This window comes from Bradyrhizobium sp. 61 (genome assembly GCF_023073075.1).
Lineage (GTDB): Bacteria > Pseudomonadota > Alphaproteobacteria > Rhizobiales > Xanthobacteraceae > Bradyrhizobium > Bradyrhizobium barranii.
Genome location: NZ_JADPIU010000082.1, coordinates 1 through 17,114, shown reverse-complemented (window position 1 = coordinate 17,114; position 17,114 = coordinate 1). Strand labels below are relative to the sequence as shown.

The window sequence follows — 17,114 nt, the reverse complement described above, 5'->3', positions numbered from 1 at the left end:
GGGGTCCCGTCAGGATCCTTCAAAGGGCACGACCTCGAGCGATTTCATCGTCGGACACAGCTCCGCCGTTCAGCGCGAACGCCGCGGGTCGGATTGGCGATGTCAGAGATGGAGGGGTCGCGAGGTCAGCGCGTACTCGGCGCTCCGTCACACGCGGGAGGCTGGAGGTTGGGCTGATCTAAACCGGCATCGTTGGAGTAGGTGGCTTGTTTCAATACCGCGTTGAGTCCGTAAGACATGATACCCTCCCCGTCCTGCCGTGATTGCTCACGGCAAGGTCCTGCGTGTCCTGAAGACAACTGCGACTGAAGTCGCCGATGTCCCGCCCGTCTGCACTGTTCGTCCGCTCGGCTACGCCATCACGTGTGTCGCGGTAGTTTCATGACATCTCTCGTTTGCGTCTGGCGCGAGCGGGATCGAAGATCCCACTTGGAGACATTCAGACAAAGAGCTACCGTTCCCATATTGCTATGGGTTTTGAACCGACAATCGCTTGTTGAAGCGTCGCCTACGTGCACACCGCCGCCGATTTGCACGCTCGCCCCGTTTCTAAAACCGCGCTGGTCTTGAGATCGTGGGCGCTGCGGACGACTTAAGGAATACACTATGCGGAAAGACTCGCAACGAAATTGATTCACACTTGAGGCGACTAAAAACTTGACCAGCGTTAACGGCGCGCGGGAGTTGTGCACAGGCTTGCGAGCAAGAGTTTGAATCCGTGCACAGATTCGAAGGCGCCGCGCGTCATGTGACAAATCTCCGCCACCGCCAAAAATTTTTTACAAAAGCGTCACGCGCACGCCTTGCGGGCAATTTTTCCAAATGCTTGTCGGCGCTATGTCGATAAGTGATTATTGAGACACCGCTTTTTGAGTCTCGTTTCGCAGGGTAACTCCATCGCGAACCGGTTCCGGGAAAACTACGGTGTGCAGAACTCTCGCGCGCGCGGATTCAACTTAAGCCCGCCCCGCAGGGGTTTTTCGCAGCGCAGTGAAAGTTTCCGCTGTTGCAAAAACATCCGCCAGTGAAATTACGGGCGCAGCGCAGCGAAGACGACACGAGTCTTCCAACGGAAGAGTGGTCGCCCAACGACCGCAAGCGTGAATTGTGACAGGCAACAAAAAGCCCGGCGCGAGCCGGGCTGATTGACGAGCGCGATGTCGATCCGATCAGTCGATCGGATGACTCGACGAACTTATTTCGCGAGCTTGGCGATCTGCGCGGTGAGCCGGGAGACTTTGCGGCTCGCGTTGTTCTTGTGAACGATGTTGCGCTGCGCGGCCTGCATCAGCGCGGGCTCGGCGCTCGCCATCGCCTTCAGCGCGGCGGCGCGGTCGCCGGTCGCGATGGCTTCTTCGACGGTACGCACGGCACCGCGCATCTGGGTGCGGCGCGACTTGTTGACGGCGGTGCGGCGGGCGATCTTGCGCGTCGCTTTCTTGGCGGAAGTGGTATTGGCCATGGTCTCAATATCCTTTGCGGTACCGGTCGCGTCTTGGTCGGGTAGCGCCGGCTGCTTGACCGCTTAATCGACGCTCGGATTTAGGGTGTTCGGTTGCTGGGCTGTTCCCGGAACATGAGCGACGGCCTTGCGGTCGTCTCTGAGGCTCCAAGCCTTTAAAGCTCATGGAGCCTGCAACTGCTCAAAGAACAGCGGCGGCAGGATTGCGCCCACCGCCAGTTGGCGCCCTTATAGAGGGGGTCTGCGGCACCGTCAACGCTTTCCGGGGCTGGAAAACAGGCCTTGGGCGCCCCAGCGCGCGCCGTAACGCCCTGAAGAGGTTGAATTTCTGCCGTCGCCCGGCTATTGGCTGGCGGCATTGCAGAGGTCGTCCGATCGGACGACCATATAGGTGAGGCATGATCCGCGGCATTTTCCGACTGATTGGGCTGTTGCTGCTGGCCGGCGGGTTCATCTTCATGGTCTATGACGGCGCCCGCTGGGTGGCCGACCAGACCCTGCGGTTCACCCGGTTCGGCCAGTTCTGGAACGACATCAACCAGGCCAGCCAGACGGCGTTCCGCACCTGGGTCGAGGCCAAGGCACCCTGGCTCTGGACCTCGGTGATCCGCCTGGTGCTGGATCAGCCGGTTTTCGCTGTGCTCGGCATTTTGGGCATCCTGCTGATGATCCTGTTCCGCCCGCGGAAGCCCTTGATCGGATATTCCCGGGATTGATCTTTCAATTCCCGCCGAGACTGAACCTCGCGTTGACGGCAGCCGTAACAGGGCTGCTCCCTCCTGCGTAGATACCTATTATTCCCACCTTGATCGCGAGCGCGCCGCCTGAGCCCTTGGCTTGTTGCATTGGCTCAAGCGACGGACAGCTCGTCTCGGAGAGCCAATCATGCTGTTCATGCGCAAGACCACCGCATTGCCGAGCGCCACGGAGGCGCTGTCGGGCCGTGCGCAAGCCATTCCCACCGCGACCACCCATTTCGTCAACGGCGCGAAGTTGCAGCCGCCTTATCCTGCGGGCCTCGAGCAGGCCGTGTTCGGGCTCGGCTGCTTCTGGGGCGCCGAGCGCAAATTCTGGCAGCTCGGCGACGGTGTTTACGCGACCGCTGTCGGCTATGCCGGCGGCCACACGCCGAACCCGACCTATGAGGAGACCTGTTCGGGACGCACCGGCCACACCGAAGTGGTGCTGGTCGTGTTCGATCCGAAGAAAATCTCTTACGAGAAACTCCTGAAGACGTTCTGGGAGAGCCACAACCCGACGCAGGGCATGCGCCAGGGCAACGATGTCGGCACGCAGTACCGAAGCGCGATCTACACTTATTCAGATGCGCAGAAGAAAGCGGCCGATGAATCGAAGGCGCTCTATCAGAAGGCGCTTGCCGCAAAAGGTCTCGGCGCCATCACCACCGAGATCGCGCCCGCCGGCGCGTTCTATTTCGCCGAGGACTACCATCAGCAATATCTGGCGAAGAACCCCGCCGGCTATTGCGGCCTCGGTGGCACCGGCGTGTCCTGCCCGATCGGCGTGGGTGTGAGCGCGTAAGCTCGCCACGAACAACTCGTCATGCCCGGGACAAGCCCGGGCATGACGGAGTGTGCGGTGTCATCGCATCCGCATTGCCGCGCTGCCCCCCTCAACGCTTTGTTAACCATAACCAGTGCAAGACTGGGGCCGTCTCGTTTCGAGGGATTAGGTCCGGTGCCGGTTGCACGCGCGTTTCGATGGTCGATCTTGACAGCCTCCTTGGCAGCGTCCGCCGCGCTTGCCCTCGGCGGCTGCATGCAGACCGCCGGTCCCGTCGCGGTCATGCAGCCCCGTGCCGATCTCGACTCCATGGCCTATGGTCAGCCCTATGGCGCACCACAGCCGGTCGTCGTCGCCGACGGTGGCGGCGCCATCGGCGCGCTGCGCAATTCCTTTGCCTCGTCGCCTGCGCCCATGCCGGTCGGCTACGCCGCGCCGATGGCGGCGCCGGTGCGCTACGACTCCTCCTATCATCTCGATGCCGGCGACAGGCTGCGCGTCGTGGTCTACGGCCAGGAAGGCCTCACCAACAGCTACGCCATCGATGCCGGCGGTTCGATCACCATGCCGCTGATCGGCGGGGTGCCGGCCCGCGGCCGCACCCCGGCGGGTCTCGCTGGTGAAATCGCCGCGCGCCTGCGCAACGGTTACATCCGCGAGCCCTCGGTCGCGGTCGAGATCGAAGCCTACCGCCCGTTCTTCATCCTCGGCGAAGTCACCGCGCCCGGCCAATATCCTTATGTGCCGAACATGACGGTCGAAAGCGCGGTCGCGATCGCCGGCGGCTTCTCGCCCCGCGCCAAGCGCGACGTGGTCACCGTCACGCACACCGAAGCCGGCGGCGCGATGCGCGCCATCGTCCCGCTCGGCACTCCATTGAGCCCCGGCGACACCGTGTTCGTCGGCGAGCGCTGGTTCTAGCTCACCGCCTGAAATCCAGCCGTCCGTTCGGAAAGCATCCGTCGATGCGCGTGCCATCGACCACGAGCCCGACCCATGGCCGCGTGATCGCAGGCGTGGTCAGATTGATGTACTTTCCGACCAGGCGCGCGCCCTCGCGCGCAGCATCGATCAGGCCGTGCCGGCGGCCATGGTCCCAGTCGAAACGCAGATAGATCCGGCTCCCCGCGACGCGGACTTCAGCGCGCCCCTCTTTCCATGTGTCCGGCGTATCGCCTGCAATGGTCGGATCGGCGCCACCATTCCATCTGCTAGCCCAGATGCCTTCGAGCGGATCGGAGAGGGCGGCAATGGATGTCCATGCCGCCGCGTTGATGTCGGCCGCATCGCCGGCCAGCGTGGCGGTCGCCGCGTAGTCCATGACTTCAGAATCGTCCGGGCCCGGGACGTCCATGGTTCCGAACGGATTGCGGATGACGAGGTGCGTGATGGCTAGCTGCATGGCGATCTCCCGGCGCGAGTTGGCTTGATCGGCCAGCTCTATCGCCGGGCGCCGTGATGCAGCCACCCGATTCCTGCTCTGAGTGGCGCGCGCTACTTCGTCAGATGCTTCGCGAAAAACGCCAGGCTGCGCGGCCAGGCGACATCCGAGCTCGCCTTGTCGTAGCTCGGCCGCTCGTCGCAATGGAAGCCGTGCTGGGCGCCTGGATAGATGAAGACCTCCACATCCGGCCGCTTCGCCTTGACGGTCTCGACGTCGGTCAGGGGAATGCCGGCGTCCTTCTCGCCGAAATGCAGTTGTGTCGGCACCTTCGGTTTCTCGTCGGCGAAGCGCACCACGGCGCCGCCGTAATAGCCGATCGCGGCCTTGAGGCCCGACAGCCGCGTCGCCGCGACAAAGGCGACGCTGCCGCCCAGGCAAAAGCCGATGATGCCGACCGGCCCGACGTTCTTCACCGCGTCGATCGCGGCCTGGGTGTCGCGCAGCATCGCGTCCCAGTCGGGACTGGCGACGAACTTGCGCGCCTCGGCGATCTCGTCGGGCGTGTAGCCCGACTGGAAGTTCGGCGAGGTCCGGTCGAAGATCGACGGCGCGATCGCGACATAGCCTTCCCTAGCGATGCGGTCGCAGACCGAGCGGATGTGGTGATTGACCCCAAAGATCTCCTGGATCACCACCACCGCGCCCTTCGGGGCGCCTGAGGGATCAGCGCGATAGGCGCCGAGCTGGAAATTGTCGGAAGCCGTCAGCTTGATGTCTTGTCCCACGCGGGTTGTCCTTCTTGGTTGTCGATCCGAAATTTCAGCTCTCTGCCCTCATCCTGAGGAGCGCTCCAGCGGAGCGCGTCTCGAAGGATCAGAGGCCCGTGACGCATCAGCGTGGCCTTCATCCTTCGAGACGCTTGCTTCGCAAGCTCCTCAGGATGAGGGGAGGCGGCTGTGCTCCGCACTCACTCCCACATCCAGTTCTCGCCGTAGTCTTCCTTCCATCCTGCCAGCCGTCCGTGACGGAACTGCAGGAACAGGCGGTGACGGTAGGGGATCAGTCCGCTGCCGCCGAGGTTGCGAAGCGCGAGATAGATCTCGTTGCCGGGCCGCCCGCGCACATATTGCAGAGGCTGCCCCAGTGCCCGCGCGGTCTGCTCGGCATCCATGCCGAAGGCGAGCGGCGTGTTGTTCGACAAGGTCGCAACGAAGGGCCGGCGCGGCGGCGTGCCGCCGAACGGTTCTGCCTGCGCAGACATCGATAGCAGCACCGCGCTCGCAGCCAGTATCGCTTGCTTCATTGCCAGTGTCCCTGTCCGACCGTTCTATCCCGGCAAGTTCTTCAGGAAAGGCGTCACCGCGTCAATAAAAGCCTTGGGCTGATCGATGTTGACGGCGTGACCGGCGGCGGGGATCACGAGCTTTTGTGCGCCGGGGATCTTTGCGGCCATGTAGTCGGACGCGGCGAGGAACGGCGCGTCGTCGGCGCCGACCACGACGAGCGACGGCACCTTGATGTCGGGGAGCAGCTCGATCACGCGGGCGTCGCGCTGGGTCAGCATGCCGCGTGCGGCGAGCGCCAATCCCCTGGCGTTGCGATGGCTCGCAGTGGCGCGCTCGCGTGTCGCCGACTTCAGCATGTCGAGGCCTTCATGGTCGAGCTTGCCGGCGGTCGCAAGCGCCCGTGCATTCCAGGCCTCGCGCGCGTCGTCCTTCTTGAAGCCGGGACCGGTGTCGATGATCAGCAGGGCACGGGCGCGTTGCGGATAAGCGCGATAGAACGCGAGCGACATGTAGCCCCCAAGCGAGAGCCCGCCGATGATGGCGCGCTCGGCGCCGACCGCATCGAGGATCGCGGCCATGTCGCCGACGGTGAGCGCTTCGCTATAGGCATGGGGATCGTCGGGATAGTCGGACTGGCCGTGGCCGCGCATGTCCCACAGGACGAGCTTGTGGTCCTTCGCAAGCGCGTCGACCTGGCCATGCCACATCGCCGAGGTCGAGGAATAGCCGTGGGTGAGCAACAGCGGCGGACCCTCGCCGTGAACTTCGTAGTAAATCCCGACACCGTCCCGATCGATCCTTGGCATTGCTTCCGCCTCTTTATGCTGGTTGTTGTTTTCGCGTCGATCCTAGCCCGACGGGTTACCTGGAAGAAACTGCCTGAACGCGATGGCACGCATGCCTGATGCATTCTCTGTTGCGTCCAGTCGCTGCATCGGGTGCCGTTGTCGCAACGCACAACACTGAGCTGCCGCGATAGTTTCGATCGATTCCAAATTGCATTTGCCTCTGGCTGCGAACCCGATCATTCTTGCGATCAAGGTGGGCGCCAGCCCGGTGGGCGTCCACTGTTCAAGTTGCCGCCGTAAGCGGCTTCATGCACCGGCAGGGGAAGACGCCTATGCCAACTCTCACCATCAACGGGCGGAGTCTGTCCGTGGATGCGGCGAACGACACGCCGCTCCTCTGGGCGATCCGCGAGCAATTGCAGATGACCGGCACCAAGTTCGGCTGCGGTGCCGGGCTGTGCGGTGCCTGTACCGTGCACGTCAACGGCGAAGCCGTGCGCTCGTGCCAGACTATGGTCGGCGATGTCGCCGGCAAGAAGATCACCACCATCGAAGGCCTCTCCGCCAAGGGCGATCATCCGCTGCAGAAGGCGTGGATCGCCGAGCAGGTGCCGCAATGCGGCTACTGCCAGTCCGGTCAGATCATGCAGGCGGCCTCGCTGCTGGCCAAGAATGCCAATCCGACCAAGGAGGAGGTCGTGGCGCATATGGACGGCAATCTCTGCCGTTGCATGACCTATTCGCGGATCCAGAAGGCGATCATGCGCGCCGCCACCGAGATGCGCACCGCATCCGTCTCCGGCAACGAACGGAGGCCCACATGAATAAGCACGTGAACACCATCACGCCCGAGACATCAGATCTCAGCCGCCGCTCCTTCCTGGTCGGCACGGCAGCGACCGGCCTCGTGCTCGGCTATGCCGGCGTGCCCGGCATCGGTGAGGCGCTTGCTGCGCCGTCGAACTTCGAGCCGAGCGTCTGGTATGCGATCGCGCCCGATGGCCTGGTCACCGTGACCTGCGGCAAGGCCGACATGGGCCAGCACATCGCCTCCACCATGGCCCAGATCGTCTGCGAGGAGCTCGGCGCGAAGTGGAGCGACATGCGCGTCGCGCTTGCCTCCAACGATCCGAAGTTCAACGACCCCGTGCTGGGTGCGCAGATCACCGGCGGCAGCTGGTCGACCATGATGAACTTCGACGCGATGAGCCGGGCCGGCGCTGCCGGACGGACGGCATTGACGGAAGGCGCGGCCGCCGCGATGGGCGTGCCGGCGTCAGAGCTCGTGGTGCGCGATTCCGTGATCTCGCATCCGAAGTCGAAGAAGCAGATGTCATTCGCCGACGTCGTGAAGAGCGGCAAGGCGACCAAGACCTTCACGCCGGACGAGCTGAAGGCGATCAAGCTGAAGACGCCGGACCAGTACACCATGATCGGCGTGTCGGTGCCGCAGCTCGACATCCCCTCCAAGACCAACGGCACGGCCAAGTACGGCATCGACGTGATGCTGCCGGGCATGGCCTATGGCGCGGTGGTGACGCCGCCGGTGCGCTTCGGCGCCACGGTGAAGTCGGTCGACGACTCGGCTGCGAAGAAGGTGCCGGGCTTCATCAAGGCCATCACCCTCGACGACAAGACCGGCACGACATCGGGCTGGGTCGTCGCGGTCGCCAGCACCTACGCCAATGCCAAGAAGGCGGCGCAGGCGCTGAAGATCGCCTATGACGGCGGTCCGAACGCGAAGGTCTCGAGCGAGTCGCTGCTCGACGAAGCCAAGCGGCTTCAGAAGCTCGACGATTCCGGCCAGTTCTTCGTCAAGGATGGCGATCCCAACGCGGCGTTCGGCTCGGCCGCAAAAGTGCTGGAGGCGGAGTACACCACCAGCATCAACATCCACGCGCCGATGGAGCCGATGAACGCCACGGCGGAGTTCAAGGGCGACATCCTGCACATCTATTCCGGCAACCAGTTCGCGACGCGCTCCGGCGCGATTGCGGCAGGTGCCGCCGGGATCGATCCGAAGTTCGTGGTGATGCACCAGATGTGGCTCGGCGGCGGTTTTGGCCGCAGGCTCGATGCCGACATGATGGTGCCGGCGGTGCAGGCGGCGAAGGCCATCGGCAAGCCGGTGAAGGTGATCTACACGCGCGAGAACGACATGACGATGGATTTCTCGCGTCCGCTCACCTACCAGAAGGTCAAGGCCGGCGTGGACGGCGACGGCAAGCTCGTCGCGCTCAGCCACGACGTCGTCTCGGCCTGGCCGACCGCGCGCTGGGGAATTCCTGATTTCCTGACGCCCTCGGTCGACAAGAAGGGCCCGCTCGATTCCTTCACGGTGAATGGGGCCGACTTCTTCTACACCGTGCCCAACCATTATGTGCGCGCGATCAAGAACGAGCTCGCGCACAATGCGACGCCGTCCGGGCAACTTCGCTCGGTGGCGCCCGGCTGGACGTTCTGGGCGGTCGAAAGCATGATCGACGAGATCGCGGCTGCGACCGGCAAGGACCCGGCGCAGTTCCGCATCGCGCTGCTCGACGGCAAGGGCAAGAACGACGGCGGCGCGCAGCGGCTGCGCAACACGTTGCTCGCCGCGATGGGGCTGTCCGGCTACGGCACCAAGCAATTGCCGAAAGGCGAGGGCATGGGCGTCGCCTGCGTCTCCTCGCAGGAACGCGCGACCGCGAGCTGGACGGCGTGCGTCGCCCATGTCGTGGTGGCGCCGTCGGGCGAGGTGACCGTGAAGAAGCTCACGGTCGCAACCGACGTCGGCACGCAGGTGCATCCCGACAACATCCGTGCCCAGGTCGAGGGTGCGGCGCTGTGGGGCCTGTCGCTGGCGATGTACGAGAAGGCGACGCTCAAGGACGGTGGCATCGAGCAGACCAATTTCGACAGCTACACGCCCTTGCGCATGAGCCAGATGCCCGAGGTCGCCGTCGCCGTGATCGCCAACGGCGAAAAGGCCACCGGCGTTGGCGAGCCCGCGGTGACGGTCATCGCCCCGGCAATCGGCAACGCCATCTTCAACGCCTCAGGCGCCCGCATCCGCGCCCTGCCGATCACGGCCGAAGCCGTGAAGGGGGCGATGAAGGCGTAAGGCGAGGCGTAATTGCCAAGTAAGCTGATCCGCCGGAGGGCAACTTCCGGCGGATTTGTTTTGGTAGGCGTCTCCACAATCTCGCTGTCATGCCCCGCGAAAGCGGGGCATCCAGTACGCTGCGGCCTCTCGGCTCCGGCCGCGCCGCCTCGGCGTACTGGGTCGCCCGGTCAAGCCGGGCGACGACAGCGGAGAGTGGGCGAGAGCGTCCAAAATTCCCCTTTCCCATCAACGCCCGTTCTACTGTGCATGGGGTTGTTTTCGCCGTTTTCGATTGGAACCGTGCCGGGACCCCAATTCCCTAAAATTGCGCGCAATTCCGCAAGGTTCCATTGAGCACGCCTCTTAAGGGCCGGAGAACCTGATCCGGCTTAGGCTGACGCCAAATACACTCCCGTGCTCTGGGGAAGCCATGAACGCGCCAGCCAAATCCGCCGCCAAACGCCGGCTCTTGCTCGCTTCCGACCGGAGCGACGAGAGCACCGAGCTTGCCAGCATCCTGAAGGCCGTCGGCGACGTTTCGACGGTGACGACGCAGGACATTCCCGAGCAGCCGTCGCGCGATCTGTCCGGTCTCGTGGTCGACATCAATCTGCGCTCGCCCGAGAGCGTGCAGCGGGTGCGCAACAAGCTGCGCGGCGATGCCTATCGCACGATGCCGCGGCTGTTCGTGCTCGCCGATGCCCTGCATCACGGCACCATGCAGGCCTGGGCGCTGGGCGCCACCGACACGATCTCGCGGCCGCTGCAGCCCGATGCGATTCTTCAGCGCATCCGCGCCGCGTTCCCCGACACCGCCACTTACGACGCGACCGATCGCGGCAAGACGCTCAACCGCGGCGTCGAGGCGGCGCATGCGGTGCTGGCGAAGATGTTCGAGAAGCTGCCGCTCGGCGTGCCCCTGACCTTCGACGACGTCATCGCCGCCGAGAGCAAGATCCTGAAGGCGATCAAGCATTCATCGCTGCGCGAATGGCTCACCACCGTCGGCTGCCATCATGTCGGCAGCTATCGCCACTGCCTGTTCGTCACCGGCTTCGCCGTCGCCTTCGCGCAGCATCTCGGCATGCGCGAGGACGACCAGCGTCGCCTGACCCGCGCCGCGTTGCTGCACGACGTCGGCAAGGCCTTCGTTCCCTCCGTGCTGCTCGACAAGCCGGGCAAGCTCACCGACGAGGAGATGGCCGAGGTGCGCCAGCATCCGCGTCGCGGCTATGACGCGCTCGCGGAGCAAGGCGGCTTCCCGCCGGAGATGCTCGACGTCGTGCTGCATCACCACGAATTCCTCGATGGCTCTGGCTATCCGAACGGCCTGTCGTCGAACCAGATCAGCGACATCGTGCGGGTCACGACGATCGTCGACATCTACGCGGCACTGGTGGAGAAGCGCGCTTACCGCATGCCCTTCACCCACTCGCGCGCCTTCACGATGATGGAAGGCATGGGCGGCAAGCTGGATCAGCAACTGCTGCAGGCGTTCCGCCCGGTGGCGCTGGGATCGTTTTGAATTCGGTCTCGTAGGGTGGGCAAAGGCGCAAAGCGCCGTGCCCACCATGCTTCCTCAATTGCGACCCAAATGGTGGGCACGCTTCGCTTTGCCCACCCTACGGCAGCGTGCCGCGTGGCGACGCTCACCCCACCATCTTCCTTAGCTCCGCCTTCGCCACCTTCTCCAGCGTCGAGCGCGGCATGTCGTCGACGAGCCTGATCTCGCGCGGCACCTTGAAATCCGCGAGTCCCGCGCCGCAGGCCGCCATCACGCGATCATGCAGATCGGGCGCCGCGCCCGCGACGCCGCCGTGCGGGATGATGAAGACAACCGGCACCTCGTCCAGCATCGGGTGCTTCTTCGCCACCACCGCGGCTTCGCGCACGCCTGCTACCACCGCGATCACCTGCTCGATCTCGGAGGCCGCGACGTTCTCGCCGCCGACCTTCAGCATATCCTTGGCGCGGTCGCCGAACCTGATGAAGCCATTCTCCAGCCGCTCGACGCGGTCGCCGGTGAGAAAGAAGCCGTGCTCGTCGAAGCTTTCGCGCGTCGCCTTTTCATTGCGCAGATACTCGGCGAACAGCGACAGCCCGACGATGCCCTTGATCGAGAGATTGCCGGTGTCGCCGACCTCGGTCGGCCGTCCGTCATCGTCGGTGATGCGGATCTGATATTCGGGAGCCGCGCGCCCGATCGACATCGGGATGTTGGGCTGGTCGACTTCGCCGATGATGCCGTGGGTGATGGTCTCGGTCATGCCCCACCAGCCGATCATCTTGACGCCGAACGCAGCAAATGCCGGCGGCTCGTTGATCGCGGTGCCCCACAGGCGGAATTTGTGGTCTTTCGGGATCTCCTGCTCGAGCAGGGCCTTCATGCAGAACGGAATCGTCGAGGTCCAGGTCGAGCCGTGCTCGCGCGCGACGCCCCAGAACCGGCTTGCGGAGAACCGTGGCTGGATCACGCAGGTGGCGCCGACCCACAGCGTTGCCAGCATCGAATAGGCCAGCGCATTGGTGTGGAACAGCGGCAGATAGGTCTGGTGCACGTCGCTGGCGTGAAGGTCCTCATGCGCGGCGTTGATCTTGGCGCCCCACAGCGCGTTGGCATGGGTCCACAGCACCGCCTTCGGGCGCGAGGTCGTGCCTGACGTGTACTGCACGCTGCACGGCGCGAACGGGTCGGTCGCGCGAAGCGGCCGGTCAGCGCTATCGGCGAACAGTGAATCGAAACTGTCGCCGCGCGAGACCGCTTGCGCGGGCGCCGCGCCCGCATCGTGCGAGGTCACCGCCAGCCAGCGGATGTTGCGGCAGTTTTGCGCGACGATTTCTGCATAGGCCGGTTGCGTGATCGCAGCGACCGCGCCGCAATGATCGGCGAAATATTCCATCTCCGCCGGCGCCGAGCGGGTGTTGGTGGTCACCGCGATGGCGCCGAGTTCGACGCAGGCGAACCAGGCCAGCAGCGCCTCGATGCAATTGTCCAGATGAATGAGCACATATTCGCCCGGCTTCACGCCGCGCTTGGCGAGCCCCGCCGCGAGCGCGCCGACGCGCTCGTGAAACTCGCCGTAGCTCCAGCGCCGCGCCGGCGCGTCGAACGGCGCCCAGATCAGGAACGCATGATCGCGGCGCACCGCGGCGCGCATCTTCAGCAGCCAGGGCACGTCGAGCCCGTCGAACGGTCCTACGAGTCCGGCGGCGGTCTGTTGGATAGGCATGAATCCCCCCCCGTGCAGCCTGCATCTTGATGGCGGCTGCCTTTTGATGATTGCGTCTTCCTGCCATCGGATGACGCGGGGAGCAAATCGGCGGGGCGGCGTCTCCCCGCCGTCATTGCGAGCGCAGCGAAGCAATCCAGACGGTCTCCGCGGGGGGCAGTCTGGATTGCTTCGTCGCAAGGGCTCCTCGCAATGACGATGGGGCAGGCAGCGCGGTCCTATCGACCACCGTCCTCGTACGACGAAATCTCGATCAGGCTGCCATCGGGATCCCGGCAATAGACCGAGCGCAGCGTGCCGCGGGCGCCCTGCTTGGGAACAGGGCCTTCCTCGATCGCAATGCCATGTGCCGTCAAATGCGCCACCACCTCGTCGGGCGCGGCAGAGGTGAGGAAGCACAGATCCTCGCTGCCGGCGGTCTGATGGTCCGCGGTGAACCACTCCACCTTGTCGGCATCGCGCGGCCGGACGTTGATCTTTTGGTTACCGAATTGCAACGAAGTCCGCGGCGCTTTGCCGCCACCGGGGTCGAACACCTTGACTTCCATGCCGAGAATCTTGCGGTACCACTCGGAGGTCACTGCGACGTCGGCGACGTTGATGACGAGATGATCGAGGGCTTCGACCTTGACCGGCATGCCTTATCCTTTCGTCGTGATGCGCCGGGCGCACTTTCCGCCTGCGGCAAGCTTTGTTACAACCGCGTCGACTTTGAAGCCATCTGGCTTTCAAGAACAACACGTTGGGAGAACCCTTGAGATGATCACTCGCCGTACCGCGCTGGGCCTGCTCGCAGCCAGTCCGCTTGCAGCCACCCCGCTGTCGAAGGCCCTTGCCGCCGACTATCCGGCCCGGCCCGTGAAATGGGTGGTCGGCTATCCGCCGGGCGGAGCCACCGACATCCTGGCGCGGCTGATCGGTCAGCGGCTGTCGGAACGGCTCGGCCAGCAATTCGTCATCGAGAACAAGCCGGGCGCCGGCAACAATATCGGCACCGAATCGGTCGTCAATGCCGAGCCCGACGGCTACACGCTGCAGCTGGTCAATCCGGCCAACTTCATCAACGCGTCGCTCTACACCAACCTCAAATTCAACTTCGTGCGCGACATCGCGCCGGTGGCCTCGTTCCAGCGGGTGCCGAACGTGATGACCGTCAACAAGGACGTTCCGGCCAAGAACGTCGCCGAGTTCATCGAATATGTGAAGGCCAATCCCGGCAAGGTGAACATGGCTTCGTCCGGCAACGGCACCTCGGTGCATCTGTCCGGCGAGATGTTCATGGCGCTGACCGGCTGCAAGATGCAGCACGTGCCCTATCGCGGCGCGGCGCCGGCGATCACCGACATGCTCGGCGGCCAGGTGCAGGTGATCTTCGACAACATGCCCTCGATCATCCAGCACATCCGCTCCGGCTCGCTTCGCGCGATCGGCGTCACCACCACGGAGCGCTCGCCGCAGCTGCCCGACGTACAGGCTATCGCCGAGACCGTGAAGGACTACGAGGCCAGCGCGCTGTTCGGCATGGGCGCGCCGAAGAACACACCCAAGGAGATCATCGCCAAGCTCAACAATGAGATCAATACGCTCATGAAGGAGCCCGACATGACCAAGCGTCTGGTCGAACTCGGCGGCGAGCCGCGCGTGCAGACGCCGGAGGCGTTCGGCGAGGAGATCAAGGCCGAGACCGAGAAGTGGAAGAAGGTCGTCGAGTTCGCCGGCCTGAAGGTCGAGTAGCGATCTTGTGATCCCTGAGATTGGAGCCCTGCCGCCTGGCAGGGCTTTTTTCTTGCGTACTTCGTTCCGTTGATCTGGAATAAAACGGCGCGGCGAAACCTGATGATACATGGCGCGTATCTCGCCCTGTGAAGAGAGGAGTCTGGATCATGCGCAAGACGCAATTGGCGCTGCTGACGCTGGGCGCGACGGTCCTTGCCGGCTTCGTCACCGTTACGCCCGCGGCGGCCCGCGACTATCCCTGGTGCGCCCAGGGCGGCGAGTATGACTATCCCGGCGAATGTGCCTACAGCACCTATGAGCAATGCCAGGCCAGCGTCTCCGGCCGCTTGCTGTACTGCGGGCCCAATCCGCTTGTGGCCTATGGCCAGGCGCCGCAGCCGCAACCTCGGCCGCACCGTCGCGCGCGGCCCGTCGCACCGTACTAGCCGCGCGCATTGCGCGGCCGCGTATTTTTGCGCGATCGCTCCGGAATAAACCGGCTCCGCGAGCCTTTCACTCTGTGAGGTCGCATGTCGCGCGGCGAACATGGGAGGTCGGTCATGGGCAAGGCGCAATTTGTGCTGGGCACCATAGTCCTTGTGTGGCTCGCTGGCGGGAGCCCGGCGCGCGCGGACTATGATTACGCGTGGTGCATTCAGAACTCGGAATACGGCTATCCCGGCGACTGCTCCTATCAGACCCGCGAGCAGTGTCAGATGAGCGCGTCGGGCCGCAAGGGCTATTGCGCGCAAAATCCTGCCCAGGTGGCCGTACGGCCTCCGCTTCAGCCGTCACTACGCGGTCGGTACGTTCGTCCGTACTAGTCGCGCCTCACACTGAGCACTGCCTGATCACGCAGTCGTGCAGATCCGGACGCGCGGGTTCCTGCTTGACGCCTTCTCGTTCACGTCTATACTAAACCAAATGGTTAAGTATAGAGACGAGACGCTCGACCGGACCTTTGCGGCGCTGTCCGATCCGACGCGGCGTGCCCTTCTCGCGCGGCTCGGCGAGCGGGACGGCCTGTCGGTGAGCGAGCTGGCCGCGCCGTTTCCGGTCTCGCTGCCGGCGATCATGAAGCATCTCGACGTGCTCACGGATGCGGGCCTGATCGTGCGGGAGAAGACCGGACGCACGGTGTCCTGCCGGCTCACCGCGCAGCCGATGGAGCAGGCGATGAACTGGCTCAATCGCTACGCGCAGTTCTGGTCCGAGAAGTTCGACCGCCTCGCCGCCTTCGTGGAGGACAAGACATGGCCAACGCAGCCGTCAACGCCGATCCCCGCACAGCCGAACGTCCAAGCGAGCGTCCAAACGAACGTCCAAGCCTCACGCTCACGCGCCGGCTCCGCGCACGGCCGGAGAAAGTCTACGCCGCCTGGACGCAAGCCGCGCAGCTAGTCCAGTGGTTCGGGCCGCCGAACATGAAGCCGGCGACGCTGGACGCCGAGCTCGATGTACGTACCGGTGGCCGCTACCGCATCAGCTTCACCGGCGACGACGGCGAATATTTCGAGGCCGGCGGCATCTATCGCGAGGTCGTGCCGAACGAGCGGCTGGTGTTCACCTGGGCCTGGCATTCGACGCCGGAGCGCGAATCGTTGGTGACGATCACGCTGAAGCAGGATAGCGCCGGCACGCTGATGATCTTCCATCACGCCCAGTTCTTCGACGAAACCGCACGCGACAATCACCAGCGCGGCTGGAGCTCGTGCCTCGACAAGCTCGACGCCTTCGTCGCCTGACACCATGGAGGATACCATGCAGCAACATCAGATCGTCTCGCGCGAGCAATGGATCGCGGCCCGCAAGGCCCACCTGGCGCATGAGAAGGAGCTCAGCCAGGCCCGCGAGCGCCTCGCCGAGCAGCGCCGCGCACTGCCCTGGGTGAAAGTCGACAAGAACTATGTGTTCGACGGACCGAACGGCAAGGTGACGCTCGGCGATCTCTTCGGGGGCCGCCCGCAGCTCGTGGTGCAGCATGTGATGTTCGCACCCGACTGGGAGGCCGCGTGCAAGAGCTGCTCGTTCTGGGCCGACGGTCTCGACCGCATGGTGCCGCATCTCGCCGCGCGCGACACCTCCACGGTTGCGATCTCGCTGGCACCTAGCGCCAAGCTCGAGGCCTTTAAGAAGCGGATGGGCTGGACCTTCGACTGGATCTCGTCAGGGGGCAACGACTTCAACTATGATTACGAGGTCTCGTTCACGCGCGAGCAGATCGACAAGGGCGTGCCGAAATACAATTTCGGCACCACGCCGTTCTACGGTCCGGAGCTGCCCGGTATCAGCGTGTTCTATCGCAACGAGGCCGGCGAGATCTTCCATACCTATTCGTGCTTCGCCCGCGGTCTCGACATGATGAACGCGGCCTATCAGTACCTCGACCTCACCCCGCTCGGTCGTCACGAGGACGGCCTGCCCTATCCGATGGACTGGGTCCGCCTGCACGACCAGTACGAGCCGCAGGCGAAGGGGGCGTGCTGCCACGGGTGAGACGGCGGGTGCGCTGTGCCCACACCAACGGTGTCATCGCCCGACTTGATGTTCAGCCCGGGGACATGACCGACGGGTGTTCGGGGACATAGCCGACACTTTTTCCGCTCGCCAAGTCGATGATAGCGACTTGGTGGGCGGCA

At 64.3% G+C, this 17,114-nt stretch carries 18 protein-coding genes and 1 pseudogene; 12 read left to right on the top strand and 7 right to left on the bottom strand.

Going from position 1 to position 17,114, the window contains the following annotated elements; translation table 11 throughout:
• Positions 1-1,195: 1,195 nt before the first annotated feature.
• Positions 1,196-1,462 (bottom strand): 30S ribosomal protein S20, encoded by a 267-nt coding sequence (gene rpsT / locus IVB46_RS31035; RefSeq protein WP_028151115.1) that lies wholly within the window; start codon positions 1,460-1,462, stop codon positions 1,196-1,198.
• A gap of 398 nt (positions 1,463-1,860) precedes the next feature.
• Between rpsT and IVB46_RS31030 the strand changes: the two genes are divergently transcribed.
• From IVB46_RS31030 to IVB46_RS31020, 3 genes are all read left to right on the top strand, one after another.
• A complete protein-coding gene (locus IVB46_RS31030) occupies positions 1,861-2,178 on the top strand; it encodes a hypothetical protein (RefSeq protein WP_208083689.1) in 318 nt (105 codons plus the stop codon).
• 169 nt (positions 2,179-2,347) lie between these two features.
• Positions 2,348-3,004, top strand: a complete 657-nt coding sequence (msrA, locus tag IVB46_RS31025) for a peptide-methionine (S)-S-oxide reductase MsrA (RefSeq protein ID WP_247305858.1) — start codon at positions 2,348-2,350, stop codon at positions 3,002-3,004.
• Positions 3,005-3,160: 156 nt separating this feature from the next.
• The gene (locus tag IVB46_RS31020; RefSeq protein WP_028151117.1) at positions 3,161-3,907 is read left to right on the top strand and encodes a polysaccharide biosynthesis/export family protein; all 747 of its coding nucleotides are present in this window, start codon (positions 3,161-3,163) and stop codon (positions 3,905-3,907) included.
• Between the two features lies 1 nt (position 3,908).
• Here IVB46_RS31020 and IVB46_RS31015 read toward each other — a convergent pair whose 3' ends face one another.
• From IVB46_RS31015 to IVB46_RS31000, 4 genes are all read right to left on the bottom strand, one after another.
• The gene (locus tag IVB46_RS31015; RefSeq protein WP_247305840.1) at positions 3,909-4,388 is read right to left on the bottom strand and encodes a hypothetical protein; all 480 of its coding nucleotides are present in this window, start codon (positions 4,386-4,388) and stop codon (positions 3,909-3,911) included.
• 92 nt (positions 4,389-4,480) lie between these two features.
• Entirely contained in the window at positions 4,481-5,155 is a 675-nt protein-coding gene (locus tag IVB46_RS31010; RefSeq protein ID WP_247305838.1) for a dienelactone hydrolase family protein, read from the bottom strand.
• Between the two features lie 182 nt (positions 5,156-5,337).
• A complete protein-coding gene (locus IVB46_RS31005; RefSeq protein WP_028151120.1) occupies positions 5,338-5,673 on the bottom strand; it encodes a hypothetical protein in 336 nt (111 codons plus the stop codon).
• Positions 5,674-5,697: 24 nt separating this feature from the next.
• Positions 5,698-6,462 (bottom strand): alpha/beta fold hydrolase, encoded by a 765-nt coding sequence (locus IVB46_RS31000; protein ID WP_247305835.1) that lies wholly within the window; start codon positions 6,460-6,462, stop codon positions 5,698-5,700.
• 314 nt (positions 6,463-6,776) lie between these two features.
• Between IVB46_RS31000 and IVB46_RS30995 the strand changes: the two genes are divergently transcribed.
• From IVB46_RS30995 to IVB46_RS30985, 3 genes are all read left to right on the top strand, one after another.
• On the top strand, positions 6,777-7,268 hold the full coding sequence (locus IVB46_RS30995; RefSeq protein WP_014491023.1) for a (2Fe-2S)-binding protein: 492 nt from the start codon (positions 6,777-6,779) through the stop codon (positions 7,266-7,268).
• Positions 7,265-9,547, top strand: coding sequence for a molybdopterin cofactor-binding domain-containing protein (locus IVB46_RS30990; RefSeq protein WP_247305834.1), 2,283 nt, complete (start codon positions 7,265-7,267; stop codon positions 9,545-9,547). The genes IVB46_RS30995 and IVB46_RS30990 overlap by 4 nt, the downstream gene beginning before the upstream one ends.
• Positions 9,548-9,959: 412 nt before the next feature.
• Positions 9,960-11,054 (top strand): HD domain-containing phosphohydrolase, encoded by a 1,095-nt coding sequence (locus IVB46_RS30985; protein ID WP_063980092.1) that lies wholly within the window; start codon positions 9,960-9,962, stop codon positions 11,052-11,054.
• 124 nt (positions 11,055-11,178) lie between these two features.
• Here the strand turns inward: IVB46_RS30985 and IVB46_RS30980 are convergent, their stop codons facing one another.
• Both IVB46_RS30980 and IVB46_RS30975 read right to left on the bottom strand, forming a co-directional pair.
• Positions 11,179-12,759 (bottom strand): AMP-binding protein, encoded by a 1,581-nt coding sequence (locus IVB46_RS30980; protein WP_247305832.1) that lies wholly within the window; start codon positions 12,757-12,759, stop codon positions 11,179-11,181.
• Between the two features lie 218 nt (positions 12,760-12,977).
• Complete coding sequence (locus IVB46_RS30975; RefSeq protein WP_247305830.1) at positions 12,978-13,397, bottom strand: VOC family protein; 420 nt, start codon at positions 13,395-13,397, stop codon at positions 12,978-12,980.
• Between the two features lie 121 nt (positions 13,398-13,518).
• Between IVB46_RS30975 and IVB46_RS30970 the strand changes: the two genes are divergently transcribed.
• The 6 genes and pseudogenes from IVB46_RS30970 (at position 13,519) to IVB46_RS30945 (ending at position 16,971) form a co-directional block, all read left to right on the top strand.
• Positions 13,519-14,493, top strand: coding sequence for a tripartite tricarboxylate transporter substrate binding protein (locus IVB46_RS30970; protein WP_071908968.1), 975 nt, complete (start codon positions 13,519-13,521; stop codon positions 14,491-14,493).
• A gap of 149 nt (positions 14,494-14,642) precedes the next feature.
• Positions 14,643-14,921, top strand: a complete 279-nt coding sequence (locus IVB46_RS30965; protein ID WP_247305812.1) for a DUF3551 domain-containing protein — start codon at positions 14,643-14,645, stop codon at positions 14,919-14,921.
• An 84-nt stretch (positions 14,922-15,005) separates the two neighbouring features.
• Positions 15,006-15,299 carry a DUF3551 domain-containing protein gene (locus IVB46_RS30960; RefSeq protein ID WP_321576601.1) on the top strand — a complete coding sequence of 98 codons (294 nt, stop codon included), beginning with the start codon at positions 15,006-15,008 and terminating at the stop codon, positions 15,297-15,299.
• Between the two features lie 100 nt (positions 15,300-15,399).
• Positions 15,400-15,876, top strand: a complete 477-nt coding sequence (locus tag IVB46_RS30955; RefSeq protein ID WP_071908970.1) for a metalloregulator ArsR/SmtB family transcription factor — start codon at positions 15,400-15,402, stop codon at positions 15,874-15,876.
• Between the two features lie 11 nt (positions 15,877-15,887).
• Positions 15,888-16,220, top strand: a pseudogene (locus IVB46_RS30950) (SRPBCC domain-containing protein); the annotation flags it as partial.
• 16 nt (positions 16,221-16,236) lie between these two features.
• Positions 16,237-16,971, top strand: a complete 735-nt coding sequence (locus IVB46_RS30945; RefSeq protein WP_247305809.1) for a thioredoxin family protein — start codon at positions 16,237-16,239, stop codon at positions 16,969-16,971.
• Positions 16,972-17,114 lie beyond the last annotated feature (143 nt).

Coding starts and splice junctions, on each gene's coding strand:
- IVB46_RS30945 (WP_247305809.1), top strand. CDS start 16,237: ATGCAGCAACATCAGATCGTCTCGCGCGAGCAATGGATCGCGGCCCGC.
- IVB46_RS30985 (WP_063980092.1), top strand. CDS start 9,960: ATGAACGCGCCAGCCAAATCCGCCGCCAAACGCCGGCTCTTGCTCGCT.
- IVB46_RS30990 (WP_247305834.1), top strand. CDS start 7,265: ATGAATAAGCACGTGAACACCATCACGCCCGAGACATCAGATCTCAGC.
- msrA (WP_247305858.1), top strand. CDS start 2,348: ATGCTGTTCATGCGCAAGACCACCGCATTGCCGAGCGCCACGGAGGCG.
- IVB46_RS31000 (WP_247305835.1), bottom strand. CDS start 6,462: ATGCCAAGGATCGATCGGGACGGTGTCGGGATTTACTACGAAGTTCAC.
- IVB46_RS30970 (WP_071908968.1), top strand. CDS start 13,519: ATGATCACTCGCCGTACCGCGCTGGGCCTGCTCGCAGCCAGTCCGCTT.
- IVB46_RS30960 (WP_321576601.1), top strand. CDS start 15,006: ATGTCGCGCGGCGAACATGGGAGGTCGGTCATGGGCAAGGCGCAATTT.
- rpsT (WP_028151115.1), bottom strand. CDS start 1,462: ATGGCCAATACCACTTCCGCCAAGAAAGCGACGCGCAAGATCGCCCGC.
- IVB46_RS31005 (WP_028151120.1), bottom strand. CDS start 5,673: ATGAAGCAAGCGATACTGGCTGCGAGCGCGGTGCTGCTATCGATGTCT.
- IVB46_RS31030 (WP_208083689.1), top strand. CDS start 1,861: ATGATCCGCGGCATTTTCCGACTGATTGGGCTGTTGCTGCTGGCCGGC.
- IVB46_RS31015 (WP_247305840.1), bottom strand. CDS start 4,388: ATGCAGCTAGCCATCACGCACCTCGTCATCCGCAATCCGTTCGGAACC.
- IVB46_RS30955 (WP_071908970.1), top strand. CDS start 15,400: ATGGTTAAGTATAGAGACGAGACGCTCGACCGGACCTTTGCGGCGCTG.
- IVB46_RS30980 (WP_247305832.1), bottom strand. CDS start 12,759: ATGCCTATCCAACAGACCGCCGCCGGACTCGTAGGACCGTTCGACGGG.
- IVB46_RS30975 (WP_247305830.1), bottom strand. CDS start 13,397: ATGCCGGTCAAGGTCGAAGCCCTCGATCATCTCGTCATCAACGTCGCC.
- IVB46_RS30965 (WP_247305812.1), top strand. CDS start 14,643: ATGCGCAAGACGCAATTGGCGCTGCTGACGCTGGGCGCGACGGTCCTT.
- IVB46_RS30995 (WP_014491023.1), top strand. CDS start 6,777: ATGCCAACTCTCACCATCAACGGGCGGAGTCTGTCCGTGGATGCGGCG.